Here is a 13,797-nt window from a genome sequence, read left to right as displayed (position 1 = left end):
AATTTCATGCCTCGCAACCAAGGAGCAATTGCAACCGCGTTCGATGCGGAGGTAGGAGCCCGCATCCGGAGCCGACGTAAGCTCCTCGGCATTTCCCAGTCCTCACTGGGGGAACGTCTGGGCATTACCTTCCAGCAGATTCAAAAGTACGAGAAAGGAACCAACCGCGTCGGTGCGAGCAGGCTGCAAGGGATTGCGACTCTGCTCGGAACGACGCCCGCCGCGCTTCTTGGCGAACAGGTAGACGGAACCGCGCAGAAGTCGCCGGAACTCGAAGCCATCGAAAAGATGATCGGCACATCGGAGGGCGCCGCGTTGAACCGTGCGTTCGCGAAGATCACGGACGCAGGCATACGAAGATCGATCATCGGCCTCGTCAAGACCCTGGCGTCTGACCCCGACGGAACCGTCTAGGGCTGTCGTGGCGGCCGCCTAGGCCGCGCCGCCGAACTGCTCTCGGCAGGGTTATGCCGCTCAGTGACTCAGATCGTTTCAGACATGGGAGCACTTGCATCGGTCGCCGGACCAGACGCGAAAAGTCCACGAGCGGCCGTCACCATCGAGGCAAGGTGGGCTCGATCCCGAACCCCTTGGCGATAAAGCTCTACCAGGATCGTCGCGATCCTGGCCGCCTCCTCGGAGTCCTTAGCAATACCGCCTCTGACCAGAAGTTCATCGAACACCTCCTGACACTGCGAAAGATCGCGCACGTCGAAGGGGTCCAGGCGCTGGGGGGTGATGTGCCGCATAAATCCTCCTCATGGAAGCGCCGCGGCGCGACGCTTCCACTTTTCCCTGCGATCTGTTTATGCGACCTGCTTTTCAACTTCGATCTGAAGCGGAGCGGGTTGCGGGTCGGCAGCGCCGATCGCGATCTTCCTGGGCTTCATCGCCTCGGGGATCTCACGCTTCAGCTCGATGCTGAGCAGCCCGTTCTTCAGGCTGGCGTTCTCAACTCGAACATGATCTGCGAGTTCGAAGCGGCGTTCGAAGCCGCGGGCGGCAATGCCGCGATGCAGGTATTCGCCCGCGTTTGTCTCCTCGGCTTTCTGCGCCTTCACGACGAGCACGTTGCGCTCCTGCGTGATGTCGAGATCATCTTCAGCAAAGCCCGCGACCGCCATCTGAATGCGATAGCCGTCTTCAGCCGTCTTGACGATGTCGTAGGGCGGCCAGGTCTCGACCGCCTGCAGCCGCTGGGAGTTCGCAAGCAGGTTGAAGACGCGGTCGAAGCCGATGCTGGACCGGAACAGGGGTGCGAAGTCGAATTCGTTTCTCATACCAAAACCTCCGTAAAGCGAGTTGGAGAGACGCTGAAACGGCGTCTCCGTTTCCTGTCGGCCCCTCTCAGGCGACCGACGCAAAATGATCTGGTTTTGCATTTTTTCGGTTTCAAGACCGGCGCAAAAATATTTCTTGGCGAGTCCGCCCGCACCTCTTGAACACGGAAAACGGACGAACAATCTCATTTAGCACCTCGAGATTTTCGCACCGTTGCTGAAGGTTTTCAGGAGACACGACAATGACGATCGAAAGGAACGAATTCCGAAACTCCACGCGCTATCCGCAGGGCAACTACTTCGACGGCGACAGCGCTACGAACATCCGCGCGACGTGCTGGCCACCGCGCTCCCCGTCTACGAAAAGCGGTCGATCCTGGCAGCATGGGCCTCCGACCTATTCGCGGTCGATTCCCGCCCGGACCTCAGGAAGCCGCCGGGCTTCCGTCGTCCGATCCGCTGCCAGGACATCCTCGAAGCTCTTCGTAGTCTCGACGACCGTTGGGACGTTGAGGCGGGCGACGCTCCCCGTGATGGGCAGCCACCGCCAGGGAGGCGGTCATGAGTAGGAGCGACAAGGAGATTTCTGCCCTCCGCGACGCCGGAGCATCACGAGTTGGCGCACGTATGATGGTCGCCTCGCGCTACGCCGAGTGTCTGCACCGGCTGGCGAGACGGGCTAGCCATCTCGATCTCGGTGATCTTGCAGAGCGTCTGACGGAAGTCGCTAGCCTTATCGAAGAGATGGCGGACGAGCTCGTCGTAGACGAGCGTGGCGAAATCCTGCTCAGAAAGGCCGGCCGCCTGATCGGGACGGTCGAGGTGGCGGTGGACAAAGTCGCCCGCCGCACAACGCTTCATTGAGGCGGGACCCGCCTAGGCCCGAAGATGTCGTCTCCACTTGACCGCCGCCTCGACGACGTCCGCCACCGGCCGGCCGATGTCGATCCATGTACCGAGCGACATCAGCTCCGGCAGTCCGTCGACTTCTGCCGAATACCTAATGGCGCCGACGTTCGCCATCAGGCGGACGTCGAGAAGGCATGCGAAGTCGCGGGCGTCCTGGCTCTGGAGGATTGGAGACCTGGCACATTTGACGGTGGCAAGCGGGTAGTAGAAGCGAGGAAGCTCGTTTCGCGGGACGTGATCGCCCGGCGGCCTCTCCTAGGGAATGCTCTTCATGGCACCTCGTGAGCACAATACGGATGGGTGGATGACGCACGAAAAGGCCCGGCAGTCGGTCAGCGTATTTGTGCCTAGGCGTTGCGGGCGATGTGGAACATGATGCGGGAACAGATGGGGGAAATACGACATGCGTCAAGCCGGCAATTTGCGTTCCAGCGGATCTATCATCGCGCTCTGCTCCGTTGGACATGGAGCCGTGACGGCGCCGTGGACGAGGGAGAGGCCGTGCTGCTTGCACCTATTTGAATGAGGCGAAGTCAGTCGACGCCGCCCCCGATCCGCACCAGGTGCTCGTCCCCGGAGCTGCTCGTACGCGCCCGGCTTCGTTCGCGCGGGCCATGTATGAACGAGTTCGTCCAGCGTCGCGGTGCGCCAGCCGGCCCAGACATGTTCGTCGCCGGCGTCTGGATGATGCTCGGCAACCTCCTCGGCTTCGACAAGTTCTCCCGTGATCTCCGTGATGACGACAATGCCGAACGCGGTCGTAGCCACAGGCCGACCTAACGGAGGAAGGTCGTCGCTAGGGACCGGCAGCCGCTTCTTCCTACGCTCGGCTGTCCTTCGCTTAGCTGTCGCCTCTTCCTCAGTCCCCTTCCGGGCCTCGGCGCGCTTTCGTCGTGCGTCCGGTTCCGCCCGCTTTGCCGCCTCCTCGATGGCCTCCCATCGGTTCTGAAGATCGTCATAGGATGCATAGGGAACCTCCCAGACCTTGTCGTCTCCGTTCCATCGGGCAAAGGGTATCTTTCGCAGTTCGTCGACGACCGTCCGTGAGAACGGCGTCTTGATGCAGAAGCCGCGGTCGTAGATCTGCAAGTAGGGGCTCAGGATGGGCTCGAACTCATAGGCGTCGCGGCCACGCTCCTCTTCGTAGGGCGTCCTGCGATCCGCCTCTGAGGCGAGCCATTTGTCTATACGTTTACGAGCCGCCTTGCCGGGCACAGTCCAGGCCTGGAACGTGTCCGACCATCGGGCGTTCGGGAAGACTTCCCGGAACCTGGCGATGGTCATCCGGTCGAAGGCGAAGGAGACGGTCTCCTGCGGCGGATCGCTAGCTTCAGCCTCTTCGTGATGTTCGTCGGTCATGACGGAAAAGCGGTCTGATGTTCGTATGGTTTCGTCTAAAGGAGCGACTTCTTCAGGAAAGATAACGCCCTCTGAGCGCCGGCGCTCGAAATCGTGTGTCCGACACCCGGCTCCACATCGAGCTCAACGTCGAAGCCCGCGGCTCCAAGTTGTGCGGCGGCCAGCGTCGAAGCCGCGGCGGGGATCGTCCTGTCGGCCTGACCGTGCACGAGGAGGACCGGCGTGCCTTTGCTTAACGGCGAAATGGGCTGCGGCGGTAGGAGCCCGGCGAAAGCAACAAGCGCCCCGACCTGCCAGCGGCCCGAGGCGACCGCGTCAAGGGCCACGATCGCACCCTGTGAGACACCAATGAAAGCAATGCTGTCATGGGCGTCGGCGAATCCCTCGCGTCGGACGATGTCGTTCATCATACGGTCGAAAGCGTTTCGGGCGGCCATGACCTTCGCTGGATCAAGCGGGTTGCCTTCCGTCGAGAACCATTGGTGCCCGTAGCGATGATGCATGGGCGCGTCAGGGGCAGCGAACCGCGTATTCGGCAGGCCGGCGCGCCAAGAGGAAGCCAGCGGCATGAGCTGCGCGCCGGACGCGCCGATGCCGTGCAGGAAGATGACGAGCGACTTTGTGACCATAAAGACCTTGCCGTAAACACACAGAGGGCGCTCGACGTCTTCATGACGGAGCGCCCTCGTCACCGCGCGACCGCAGACGGCGACAGTCATGTCGCGTTACCGGGTCGGGCGTTTCGGTGGTGACCCTTAGATGCGATCGCAGGCCGTCATTTTCAAGATAGCGTGTCGGCAGTCGTGCTTATCCACGCCCGATGGCGCTCTTCGTCCTGATGCGCCTTCATGAAGAACGCCTTCGACTCGGGGATCGCGTCTTCGTGGCGGGACGCGCGCTAGTATGCGGTGACCGTATCGTCCTCGTTGGTCTTCATAGCCTTGAGAATGGCCGCGTCGCCCATAAGGTCGGCGAGCGCGATCTTCCCAGTCGTCAGCATCTCCTTCATGTCGCCCTCGGTCGGCGCTTCGATACCCAGTGTGCGAGCCATCTCGGTCAGAACTTCGACATGCTGCAGATGATCTTGCTTGAACGTAGCGATCTGCGCACTGAGCTGCTTGTCGTCGAGCCGGTTGATGCAGGAGTCGTATGCCGCGATGGCGTCGTGCTCGAGATACAATAGATCCTTTACGAGCTTTTCGATGCTGCCTTCATTGCCGACCATGGTGACCATAACGCATTCCTTTCGTTGATTGAGACATCCGGCAATGTCGAGGATCCTCGAGATGTTCCGCCGCGGAGACCGTGGGTACGATAGCGGACAGCGCGCGGGCCCGACCGGGATCGTGTGAATCTCGACGACTGGCACGTCCGGATTGCAGCATGCCGGAACAAGTTCGTCGCATCGTGGTTCCCTCTCCGCTCGAACATAGCGAGGAGATGCATGCATGAAGACTTTGGGAATCGCATACGCCGGGACGCTGATTTCCTTTCTGCTCGTTGACGCCCTTTGGCTCGGTCTCGTGGCCAGAAGCTTCTATCAGCGGCAGATAGGGGACCTGATGCTTCCCAATCCCTACTTGGGCGTCGCAGCGGTTTTCTACGTGTTCTTCGCAGCCGCTATCGTGGTTCTCGCCGTCCGGCCAGGACTGGAGGCGTCTTCGTTGTGGACTGCGGTAGGGTTCGGCGCCGTCCTTGGTCTTGCCGCCTACGGCACCTACGACATGACGAACCTGTCCACTCTAAAGGGATGGCCCGTCTCGTTAAGTGTCGTGGACATGGTCTGGGGAACAGTTCTCACAGGGCTCGCGAGCGCGTGCGGCTACGCGGCAGCAAGATTGTTCGGGTGATAGGCAGATCGGTTCGCTAGCGTTGCGACGTCGTTGCGAACCGGCTTCCAGGCGGCTATGAAATTCCTCTGCACCACGAACATAGGGGAATTCCAGTGGCCTACGGTACCGTCAAGTTTTTTAACCAGGAAAAGGGCTTCGGCTTCATCACGCCGGACGAAGGCGGTCAGGACGTGTTCGTCCATGTCAGTGCCGTACAGGGATCGACATTGCTTCGCGAGGGACAGAAGGTTTCGTACGAGGTAGGCCAGGACCGTCGGACCGGCAAGTCGAGGGCCGAGGATGTCCGCGGCGCCTGACGGGCTGGCACAGGAAGCCGGTCGTGGCAGGCAGGCGAACGAGCCGGCAGCGATCGCAAGGCCGGCGCCTTGACGGTCGAAATAGTAACGACATCTCTTCGTCATGAACCGCGTTGCAGCCCCGCCATCCGCCGGACATCCCGACCGTTTTCTGAAATGTCAGGAAGCGATGGAAGACGCGCTGGAGACGGTCGCGGCATCCGCCACTTCGGCGGGATGGTCTCCAGAAGAGGTCGCTGCCGCACTGGTCGAACTGGCCGACAACCATATGCTTGCACTGCTTGCAAATAGTGATCTGGCGCGCGATCTTGCGGCCCTCAAGAAATAGGAGATCGCATGTGCGGCAGGTTTACGTTCGAGCATGAATGGCCAGCCTTCATCGACTTGTACGATCTCCCGTGGGACGTCGAACGCGGACGGAACACGGCTTCTCGTTTCAACATCGCTCCTACCCAGACGGTCCTGATGGTCCACGACGACCCCGACGGCAAGCAGATGGCAGAGGAGGCTCGCTGGTGGTTGGTCCCGTTCTGGGCGAAAGAGATGCCGAAGGCGGCGATGTTCAACGCAAGGATAGAAACGGTAGACACCGCGCCGGCTTTCCGCGAGGCGTTCAAGAACAAGCGCTGCCTCATCCCGGCATCGGCGTTCTATGAATGGACGCTTAACGAGTCAGACGGCAAGAAGGATCCCTGGCATATCCATCTTCCGGGTGACGCGCCGTTCTCGTTCGCAGGGATATGGGCGCACAACTCGGCGCTCGGCGTCACGAGCTGCTCGATCATCACCGCGCCGGCCGGCACTCCGATGTCGCAACTCCATAACCGGCAGCCGGTCATCCTCGACCCGGACGTCTACAGGGAGTGGCTCGATCCCGCGACGCCCGGCACGAAGGCGAAGGAGCTGTTGAAGGTGAACCTCGATGCGCGGCTGGAATTCCACCGCGTCAGCAGAGACGTGAACTCCAGCCGCTTCGAAGGAAAACCTGCCCCGGAGGTGAACTCGCTTTGACGGTGACGACGGACCTGGTTGCCGAGTTCGTGCGCGCGGCGAACAGCCTGCCAAAGCTTCCGGCTGCCGAGCGACGACGACTTCTTGAACGTGGCGTGACGGCCTCCGGCGCGCTACGGGGACTGCTTCTCAAGACGGGCAAGGTGGCTCCTTTCGACGCGTCCACGGAAGCGGTGGTCGGCGAAATCGTCGAAAACCTGGAGGAGATGTCCGACGAGACGGTGGCGAAAGCGCTCCTGGCACTCGCGAGCCAGATCAGAACGCTGCGGATCTTGAACAGAGAGCCTGCCGCCTTAATTTGACCATGCCAGCTACATCCAGACGTAACATCGGAACGTTACAGCTGTCTTAGAGGAGACTGCTATGACCGAACTGACGATGAGCGAAGCACTCAAGGACCCGTTGATCCGTCTGCTTCTACGCGCGGACAAGATCAGCATGGGCGAGTTCGCGCAGATCCTTGAGGCGGCCGCGAGCCGCCGCAAGCGCGATCTCTCCAGGCCAGGCCCGGAGGACCGGAAGCCAGTTGCGGCCTGAGGGAATGCGACCTTGAATCCAACACAATCGATGGCTACATATTGCTCATGGATTCGCTGGTGAGTGCTCTACGAGAGCGTTCGCGAAGCCGAAGTCGCCGATCTACTTTTGACCACGGATGTACTGGCACTTGTTTGAAGGCGATGTTGAGAAGGTCGGTGCGATTTCGCCCCGGCCTTTTTTTAATGCCGACTTGTCGACATCGCTAAGAATACGACAGGGAGCTAGCCGTCCCTCGTCCTTCGCCATTTCACGAGATAGCCGAACCCCGGTCCGATCAGGATTCCGCCGATCACCCAATCGATGAGCGTAAGAGGGCTCTCGTCCGGATCATGGTCCGTCACGAAGAGGAAGAGAAAGAACGCGGCGACGCCCCCGACTATCATTGCCAGTGCGACGATCAGACGTTTGCGGGAATCCTGCATGAGTTCTCTCTCCAATTTCGCCTCGCAAGCTATTGGATTTCAGTGTCGCTTCAAGCCCGATGAGCTTGCGACGCAAGGCCGGCCGAATCGTCACTGAAAATTGCGCGCCTTGACCTTCAGGGTGTCGATGTGCAGGTCACGCACGAAAATGTCCCTCGCTTCCGGCACCGGCCTGGGGCGATCTCTGGAATCCGGGCTGCCAGGCGAACCGTGTGCGAACTCGTCGCCCCTCCCCGTGGGTAGCCTGAAGTCCATGTCGCGGTCGGCCAGCCCGGACAGGTCTCCCGACAGGTCTAATAGCTGCTGGGCAACCAAATGGACGACGTCGCCTTCGCGCTGGATGCGGCCGTTGATTGCCATCATCGAAGCGCCCAGGACGACGCGGCGCCGCTTCTCAAATAGGCTGGGCCAGACCACGACATTTGCCGGGCCTGTCTCGTCCTCGATAGTTATGAACATCACGCCCTTGGCGCTTCCCGGCTTCTGACGCACCAACACCAAGCCCGCGGCGTAGACCCAGCGACCGTCGCGAGCGTTCATTGCTTCCGCGCAGGTGATGATGTTCCGCGCCTGAAGGTCGCGGCGCAGGAACGCAAGCGGGTGCTCGCGAAGCGTCAGGCCGACGTGGCCGTAGTCTTCGACGACGTTGTGGCCCTCCGTCATCTGCCTTAGTTCGACCTCCGGCTCCTGCTGCTCGGGGATGACCACAGCTTCGCGTTCTGCGGCGGCCGCGAAAAGCGGCAAGGGTTCGTCGCGAAGCGCTTTGATCGCCCATAGCGCGTCGCGACGCTCCAGGTTCAGCGATGGCCGGAAGGCGTCGGCCTCGGCGAGCTGGACGAGAGCTTCCGTGGGTACGTCAGACCGTCGCCACACGTCGTCCACGCTCTCGAACTCGCGGTACATGCGCGCGGCCACGATACGTGCGGCATCGGCGACGGCCAGACCCTTGACCATGCGCATGCCGAGACGGACAGCGTGCCGGTCGGTGTTGCCGATGCGCTCCAGCGTGCAGTCCCAGCGGGAGCGGTTGATGCAGACGGGGCGGATCTCGACGTTGTGCTTGGCGGCGTCGCCGACGATCTGCGCGGGCGCGTAGAAGCCCATAGGCTGCGAATTCAGCAGCGCCGCGCAGAAGACGTCCGGATGGTGGCACTTCACGTAGTTACTGGCGTAGGCAATCAATGCAAATGAGGCCGCGTGGCTCTCGGGAAAACCGTAGGAGCCGAAGCCCTCTAGCTGGCTGAACGTCTTCTCCGCGAACTCTGCCGAGTAGCCGTTCTTGATCATGCCGCTGACGAGCTTGTCTTTGAAGCGGGAGACGCCGCCCGTGAACTTGAAGGTCGCCATCGACTTGCGGAGCTGGTCGGCCTCGCCCCCGGTGAACCCGGCGCAGACCATCGCGACCTTCATCGCACTCTCCTGAAACAGCGGGACCCCCAGCGTCTTGCCGAGGACCGCTTCCAGTTCCGGCGTCGGATACTCGACCTTCTCCTTGCCCTCGCGTCTCCTCAAATATGGGTGGACCATGTCGCCCTGGATCGGCCCCGGCCGCACGATCGCGACCTGCACGACGAGATCGTAGAAGGTCCTCGGCTTCATGCGCGGGAGCATCGCCATCTGGGCGCGGCTTTCAATCTGGAAGGTCCCGAGGGTATCCGCGCGCCTGATCATGGCATAGGTCGCCGCGTCCTCCTGCTTGATCGTCGCGAGGTCGAGGTCGTCGTCCTTGTGCGCCTTGACGAGGTCGAAGGCCTTCTGCATGCAGGTCAGCATGCCCAGCGCCAGCACGTCGACCTTCATGAATTTCAGGGTCTCGACGTCGTCCTTGTCCCACTCGATGATCTGCCGGTCTTTCATGCTTGCCGGCTCGATGGGCACGAGGTCGTCGAGACGGTCGTTCGTCAGGACGAAGCCGCCGGGATGCTGACCGAGGTGACGCGGCGCGCCCATGAGCTGCTGCGCAAGCTTCAGCGTCAGGACGAGACGGCGGTCTTCCGGATTGAGGTTCAGCTCCCGGACATTGCGGTCGCTGACCTCTTCCGACCACGACCACATGCCTGATGACAACGCTTTGATGACGTCCTCGGGAAGGCCGAGCGCCTTCCCGACGTCGCGGATCGCCCCTTTGGCCCGATAGCGGGTAACCGTCGCACAGAGGGCCGCCTTGTCCTTGCCGTAGGTCTGATAGATCCACTGGATGACCTGCTCCCGGCGCTCGTGTTCGAAGTCGACGTCGATGTCCGGAGGCTCGTCGCGCTCCTTGGAGACGAACCGCTCGAACAGGAGGTCGTTGGTCTCGGGGTCAATGCTCGTGATGCCGAGGATGTAGCAGATAGCCGAGTTGGCGGCCGACCCACGGCCCTGGCAGAGGATGCCCTGCGAACGAGCGAACTTCACGATCGAGTAGACGGTCAGGAAGTAGGGCGCGTACTTCATCTCCTTGATCAGCTCGAGTTCGTGCTTCACGGCGCGAAGAACTTTCTGCGGCAGACCCTCCGGATACCGGTTCGGGATGCATTCGCGAACGTAATGCTCAAGCGACTGCTGCGCATCCATGCCGGGGACGATGGCTTCCTCGGGATACTGGTAGGTCAGCTCCTCGAGCGAGAACTTGCATCTCTCGACGATCTCCATCGTGCGGGCGAGCGCTTCCTGGTAGCGGGGAAACAGACGCGCCATTTCCTCGGGCGGCTTCAGGTATCGGTCGGCGTGGCGCTCGCGCTCGAAGCCGACGGCGTCGATCGTGGTGTTGTTACGGATGCAGGTGACGACGTCCTGGAGCTGGCGGCGGCCGGGTTCGTGGAAGAGGACGTCGTTGGTAACGACGGTACGGACCTTGTACTTGAACGCCAGTTCGGAAAGTTCGTAGAGGCGCATCTGGTCGTTCGGTCGGCGGCGGAGGCAGAGAGAGACATACGCGCGGCTACCGAAAGTCTTATGCATCCTTCGAAGCTGCAGCGCGCAGGTCTCGTCCGGAAGATCGGGCACGAGGATGCTGATCATGCCCTCGGCATAGAGCGCGACGTCGTCGAGATGGAGGACGCAGTTGTTCTTGCCGCCGCGGCTCTTTCCGAGCGTGATGAGGCGGGTCAATCGGGAATAAGCCGCTCGGTCGGTTGGATAGACAAGGATCGACATTCCGTCCTGCAGATCGAGGCGGCAGCCGACGACGAGACGGACGCCCGTCGCACGCGACGCCTCGAGTGCACGCACGATCCCGGCGAGCGAATTGCGGTCGACGATGCCGACGGCTTCGATGCCGAGTTCCTTGGCGGTCGCGAACAGCTCGTCGGCAGACGAGGCGCCGCGGAGGAACGAGAAGTGCGTGGTGACCTGCAGCTCCGCGTACTTCATGCGAATATCCCGTGCATGTACCATTGCCGGTCGCCCGTCTCCGGATCGACGCCGTCGCCGGAGCGGAAGAGCCAGAAGCGCTCGCCGATTTCGTTTTCGACGATATAGTAGTCGCGCACCGCTTCAAGCTCGCTGTCGCGCATCCACCACTCGCCAAATATGCGTTCCGGGCCGTCCGCCCGCTTCACCGCATGCCGCCTTCCGCGCCAGGTGATTGCGCGCGGCGGATGGTCGGGTGTCAGTGCGATGGCCGTGATCCGGTCCGGCCGGTCGAGGAGACGAACCGGTCTCTTCCAATGGCCCACCCATGTCTCGCCGACGTCGTCCGCGGCCGGGTCGATCCTCTGCACGCACCGCTCGGGAACGTCGGATGCGACTGGCGCGACGCGGTAGACCCGCTGCCCGCGGTTGCCGAGGATGTCGATGAGAGGCGTGATGTCGGTCGTCTCCTCCTCGACTAGCGAAGACGACCGCTGCTCCTCTTCCAGAGGCTGCGTCATGACTGCGACGAGCGTCAGCTTCTCGATGCCGAACCCCGGCTCGACCTTCTCGGTGCGATCCCTGAACAGCTTCGTCAGCCAGGCGACGTCGCGCGCAGGCTTGGCGGTGCCCGCACGGATCGCCTGCCGGGTGCTGTCGACCTTCTCGACGAGTAGGTCGGTGCGACGGACGCCGAGGCCACGGCGCTGGAGCTCGCCGACGAGCTGGACGACCAATCTCCCAACGTATTTGTCGATCGTCTCCGCTGCGCCGATAGGCTCGGCGAAGGCGCGCGAGACCTCGATCCATTCCGGCGAGCGGACCGGCTCGATCGGCTCGGACATCCGGCCAAACGTCTGGTCAAGGCGACGCCCGATCTCCGGGCCGAAGCGGAGAGCGAGCGGCGCTCGCGCGGTGTTGGCGAGCTCGCCGATCGACTGAAAGCCCAGCGTCCGGAGGTCGCCGACGATCTTGTCCGGCAGCCGCAGGAGGGAAAGTGGCAGCTTCTCGATAGCGCGAACGATCTCGCCCTTCGGAACGATGACGGTCTCCCGTGTGATCGCCCGCGCGCAGGCATGCGCCGCGCCCCAGGTGTCGGCGATCGCCACGCGCGCTGTCAGGCCCTTCGCGCGGAACTGGTTAGCGACCTTTTCCAGCATCGGCTGCTCGCCGCCTTGGAGATGGTCGGCGCCTTCCGTATCCATGACGATGCCGTCGGTCCCGTCGACGGCGACGATCGGGGAGTAGACGGTCAGCGCCCAGAGCGCGATCCGCTCCAGAGCCGCTGCGTCGGCCGCGGGATCAGCGTCGACCATCATCAGGTCGCGGAAGATCGCCTGCGCCTTGGCGGCCGGCATCCCAACCCGCACGCCGACCTTACGGGCGGCGGTGTTGGCGGCTGAGACGCAGCGCTTCGAGCCGGACTTCGCGATCACGGCGATGGCCTGCTCAGGCGGTATGGAAGGATCGGCCCGCCGTATTCGATTGGTTGGCAGATCGGGAAGATAAATGGATACGACCCTTGTCATCGCAGGCTCCGATTTCAAACTCAGCACACTCGCCCGCACGCGATCTCATTAATTCAAGCAGCCACCTCGCCCGACCCAGACCCGGGACCGGGAGCTCTTCAGACGGAAGGACGCTGACCCGCCATCTCGTTGTCGACGCGGTCGGCTGGCCGAAGTCGCTAGCCTCCGTCTGACGTCTCCACCGCCGGACGGCGATGGCCATCGTCCCGGTCTTTTCGGCGGCGAGCTGCAGACGGCGCGACGCCGTCATCGGCAGCCGCACCAGTTCGCCGACGACTACGCCCAGTCCGCCGAAGGACAGGCATTCCTCCATGGACGCCAACACGTCCTCCTCTCGGTCGCCCTCGACGAACACGATTCGATCCGGGTGGAGGCCAGCCTGGGTTAGGGACGGAAAGAAAAGGTCCGGCCGTGTCAGGCACCAGGCGATCTTCCCCTTTGTCCGCGCAGCTATACCGGCGGCGAAGAGCACGGCTGCCGCTCCGTCTACCGTCCCCGATCCGCCGCCCGCGAACTCGTGCAGGGCGCCGTGGGCGAGACCGCCGCCCGGCAGGACGCCGTCGACCTCAGGCACGCCGAACGGAAGATAGCCCGCCTGCTTCGCGGCGCCCCCTTCGAGGGCGGAGATGCGCTCGCGCAGGTCGGCGAGGACTGTATCTCGGGCAGCCGACATTAGTCACGAATCCTTTCGAAATCGCGTTGGAACAGGACGACATCATGTCGTGGGAACTTGATTGTTCTCTATCTGTTCCCTATTGTTGGCGGCGTCAAGGTGGGTGAAAAGTCAGGAATCTCGTCCTAAGATTAGTGGAAACTCAGATTCAAACAGTGGAATCAAAACCGTAGGCGAACTTGAGGCGGGGCAGTGTCATGGAAAATATTTTTGTCATCTTTGGTGCATTGCCTGTAGAGTCTGTATCGGGTAATCAGCCGCCGCTCTGCCTTACGGCTGAGCGCATCGAGATCAGATGACGAGAAGGCGGCAAAACCTCGGTGGCGGCAACGGGCCGACGCTGAAGGATATTCGGACCGCGGTCATCGTGATCGAATGCACGTCATGCAACCGTCGCGACAGTTTCGAGCGGAAAATGCTGGTAGCCCAGTTCGGGGCCGGAGCATGCCTGGCGAAGCTGCGGCGGCGATTGGCAATGGGATGCGAGCGGATGGTCGGCCCAGAGGGAGACCTTTGCCGGACAAGGTTTCCATGTCTGGACTAGTTGAGCGGCTCCTCACCCATCAATGGATGCCTCGAGCCTGAGCCATAT

Annotated in this window: 17 protein-coding genes and 1 pseudogene; 8 read left to right on the top strand and 10 right to left on the bottom strand. The window is 62.2% G+C overall.

What is annotated here, in order from left to right:
- Positions 1–6: 6 nt before the first annotated feature.
- A complete protein-coding gene (locus GA0061100_RS30020) occupies positions 7–414 on the top strand; it encodes a helix-turn-helix domain-containing protein (protein ID WP_075856593.1) in 408 nt (135 codons plus the stop codon).
- 68 nt (positions 415–482) lie between these two features.
- Here GA0061100_RS30020 and GA0061100_RS30015 read toward each other — a convergent pair whose 3' ends face one another.
- A complete protein-coding gene (locus GA0061100_RS30015) occupies positions 483–749 on the bottom strand; it encodes a hypothetical protein (RefSeq protein WP_075856510.1) in 267 nt (88 codons plus the stop codon).
- 57 nt (positions 750–806) lie between these two features.
- On the bottom strand, positions 807–1,280 hold the full coding sequence (locus GA0061100_RS30010; RefSeq protein WP_075856592.1) for an Hsp20 family protein: 474 nt from the start codon (positions 1,278–1,280) through the stop codon (positions 807–809).
- A 561-nt stretch (positions 1,281–1,841) separates the two neighbouring features.
- Here GA0061100_RS30010 and GA0061100_RS30000 point away from each other — a divergent pair.
- Positions 1,842–2,144 carry a hypothetical protein gene (locus GA0061100_RS30000; protein ID WP_075856509.1) on the top strand — a complete coding sequence of 101 codons (303 nt, stop codon included), beginning with the start codon at positions 1,842–1,844 and terminating at the stop codon, positions 2,142–2,144.
- 12 nt (positions 2,145–2,156) lie between these two features.
- On the opposite strand, the gene GA0061100_RS34760 is transcribed toward GA0061100_RS30000, so the two are convergent.
- The 4 genes and pseudogenes from GA0061100_RS34760 to GA0061100_RS29985 all read right to left on the bottom strand — a co-directional run bounded on the left by GA0061100_RS34760 (position 2,157) and on the right by GA0061100_RS29985 (position 4,782).
- The gene (locus GA0061100_RS34760; protein ID WP_159444817.1) at positions 2,157–2,303 is read right to left on the bottom strand and encodes a hypothetical protein; all 147 of its coding nucleotides are present in this window, start codon (positions 2,301–2,303) and stop codon (positions 2,157–2,159) included.
- 294 nt (positions 2,304–2,597) lie between these two features.
- On the bottom strand, positions 2,598–3,548 hold the full coding sequence (locus tag GA0061100_RS29995) for a hypothetical protein (RefSeq protein ID WP_244557992.1): 951 nt from the start codon (positions 3,546–3,548) through the stop codon (positions 2,598–2,600).
- 35 nt (positions 3,549–3,583) lie between these two features.
- Entirely contained in the window at positions 3,584–4,177 is a 594-nt protein-coding gene (locus tag GA0061100_RS29990) for an alpha/beta hydrolase (protein WP_075856590.1), read from the bottom strand.
- Positions 4,178–4,329: 152 nt separating this feature from the next.
- Positions 4,330–4,782: pseudogene (locus GA0061100_RS29985) on the bottom strand (DUF892 family protein).
- A gap of 214 nt (positions 4,783–4,996) precedes the next feature.
- Here GA0061100_RS29985 and GA0061100_RS29980 point away from each other — a divergent pair.
- The 6 genes from GA0061100_RS29980 to GA0061100_RS34755 all read left to right on the top strand — a co-directional run bounded on the left by GA0061100_RS29980 (position 4,997) and on the right by GA0061100_RS34755 (position 7,245).
- Complete coding sequence (locus GA0061100_RS29980) at positions 4,997–5,398, top strand: DUF2177 family protein (RefSeq protein ID WP_075856508.1); 402 nt, start codon at positions 4,997–4,999, stop codon at positions 5,396–5,398.
- A 95-nt stretch (positions 5,399–5,493) separates the two neighbouring features.
- Complete coding sequence (locus GA0061100_RS29975; protein WP_075856507.1) at positions 5,494–5,697, top strand: cold-shock protein; 204 nt, start codon at positions 5,494–5,496, stop codon at positions 5,695–5,697.
- 103 nt (positions 5,698–5,800) lie between these two features.
- Positions 5,801–6,025 (top strand): hypothetical protein, encoded by a 225-nt coding sequence (locus GA0061100_RS29970; protein ID WP_075856506.1) that lies wholly within the window; start codon positions 5,801–5,803, stop codon positions 6,023–6,025.
- A gap of 8 nt (positions 6,026–6,033) precedes the next feature.
- Positions 6,034–6,708: an SOS response-associated peptidase gene (locus GA0061100_RS29965; RefSeq protein WP_075856505.1), complete on the top strand. Its 675-nt coding sequence runs from the start codon at positions 6,034–6,036 to the stop codon at positions 6,706–6,708.
- A 2-nt stretch (positions 6,709–6,710) separates the two neighbouring features.
- Positions 6,711–7,010: a hypothetical protein gene (locus tag GA0061100_RS29960; RefSeq protein ID WP_244557998.1), complete on the top strand. Its 300-nt coding sequence runs from the start codon at positions 6,711–6,713 to the stop codon at positions 7,008–7,010.
- Between the two features lie 61 nt (positions 7,011–7,071).
- Positions 7,072–7,245: a hypothetical protein gene (locus GA0061100_RS34755; RefSeq protein ID WP_159444816.1), complete on the top strand. Its 174-nt coding sequence runs from the start codon at positions 7,072–7,074 to the stop codon at positions 7,243–7,245.
- Between the two features lie 224 nt (positions 7,246–7,469).
- Here GA0061100_RS34755 and GA0061100_RS29955 read toward each other — a convergent pair whose 3' ends face one another.
- From GA0061100_RS29955 to GA0061100_RS29940, 4 genes are all read right to left on the bottom strand, one after another.
- Positions 7,470–7,670, bottom strand: a complete 201-nt coding sequence (locus GA0061100_RS29955; RefSeq protein ID WP_075856503.1) for a hypothetical protein — start codon at positions 7,668–7,670, stop codon at positions 7,470–7,472.
- A gap of 90 nt (positions 7,671–7,760) precedes the next feature.
- Positions 7,761–11,024: an error-prone DNA polymerase gene (locus tag GA0061100_RS29950; RefSeq protein ID WP_075856502.1), complete on the bottom strand. Its 3,264-nt coding sequence runs from the start codon at positions 11,022–11,024 to the stop codon at positions 7,761–7,763.
- Positions 11,021–12,532 carry a Y-family DNA polymerase gene (locus GA0061100_RS29945; RefSeq protein WP_075856501.1) on the bottom strand — a complete coding sequence of 504 codons (1,512 nt, stop codon included), beginning with the start codon at positions 12,530–12,532 and terminating at the stop codon, positions 11,021–11,023. The genes GA0061100_RS29950 and GA0061100_RS29945 overlap by 4 nt, the downstream gene beginning before the upstream one ends.
- Entirely contained in the window at positions 12,453–13,205 is a 753-nt protein-coding gene (locus GA0061100_RS29940; RefSeq protein ID WP_075856500.1) for an ImuA family protein, read from the bottom strand. Before GA0061100_RS29940 ends, GA0061100_RS29945 begins: the two co-directional genes overlap by 80 nt.
- Positions 13,206–13,797 lie beyond the last annotated feature (592 nt).

Source organism: Martinezella hainanensis, assembly GCF_900094555.1.
Taxonomy (GTDB): Bacteria; Pseudomonadota; Alphaproteobacteria; order Rhizobiales; family Rhizobiaceae; genus Rhizobium; species Rhizobium hainanense.
Note: the sequence above shows the minus strand (reverse complement) of the source record. Positions and strands in the feature narration are given on the sequence as shown.

What these genes read in the sequence shown, in the direction of transcription:
- GA0061100_RS29955 (WP_075856503.1), bottom strand. Translation starts at nt 7,670, where the DNA reads ATGCAGGATTCCCGCAAACGTCTGATCGTCGCACTGGCAATGATAGTC.
- GA0061100_RS29995 (WP_244557992.1), bottom strand. Translation starts at nt 3,548, where the DNA reads ATGACCGACGAACATCACGAAGAGGCTGAAGCTAGCGATCCGCCGCAG.
- GA0061100_RS29990 (WP_075856590.1), bottom strand. Translation starts at nt 4,177, where the DNA reads ATGGTCACAAAGTCGCTCGTCATCTTCCTGCACGGCATCGGCGCGTCC.
- GA0061100_RS30000 (WP_075856509.1), top strand. Translation starts at nt 1,842, where the DNA reads ATGAGTAGGAGCGACAAGGAGATTTCTGCCCTCCGCGACGCCGGAGCA.
- GA0061100_RS29945 (WP_075856501.1), bottom strand. Translation starts at nt 12,532, where the DNA reads ATGACAAGGGTCGTATCCATTTATCTTCCCGATCTGCCAACCAATCGA.
- GA0061100_RS30020 (WP_075856593.1), top strand. Translation starts at nt 7, where the DNA reads ATGCCTCGCAACCAAGGAGCAATTGCAACCGCGTTCGATGCGGAGGTA.
- GA0061100_RS29950 (WP_075856502.1), bottom strand. Translation starts at nt 11,024, where the DNA reads ATGAAGTACGCGGAGCTGCAGGTCACCACGCACTTCTCGTTCCTCCGC.
- GA0061100_RS30015 (WP_075856510.1), bottom strand. Translation starts at nt 749, where the DNA reads ATGCGGCACATCACCCCCCAGCGCCTGGACCCCTTCGACGTGCGCGAT.
- GA0061100_RS29965 (WP_075856505.1), top strand. Translation starts at nt 6,034, where the DNA reads ATGTGCGGCAGGTTTACGTTCGAGCATGAATGGCCAGCCTTCATCGAC.
- GA0061100_RS29970 (WP_075856506.1), top strand. Translation starts at nt 5,801, where the DNA reads ATGAACCGCGTTGCAGCCCCGCCATCCGCCGGACATCCCGACCGTTTT.
- GA0061100_RS34760 (WP_159444817.1), bottom strand. Translation starts at nt 2,303, where the DNA reads ATGGCGAACGTCGGCGCCATTAGGTATTCGGCAGAAGTCGACGGACTG.
- GA0061100_RS30010 (WP_075856592.1), bottom strand. Translation starts at nt 1,280, where the DNA reads ATGAGAAACGAATTCGACTTCGCACCCCTGTTCCGGTCCAGCATCGGC.
- GA0061100_RS29980 (WP_075856508.1), top strand. Translation starts at nt 4,997, where the DNA reads ATGAAGACTTTGGGAATCGCATACGCCGGGACGCTGATTTCCTTTCTG.
- GA0061100_RS34755 (WP_159444816.1), top strand. Translation starts at nt 7,072, where the DNA reads ATGACCGAACTGACGATGAGCGAAGCACTCAAGGACCCGTTGATCCGT.
- GA0061100_RS29940 (WP_075856500.1), bottom strand. Translation starts at nt 13,205, where the DNA reads ATGTCGGCTGCCCGAGATACAGTCCTCGCCGACCTGCGCGAGCGCATC.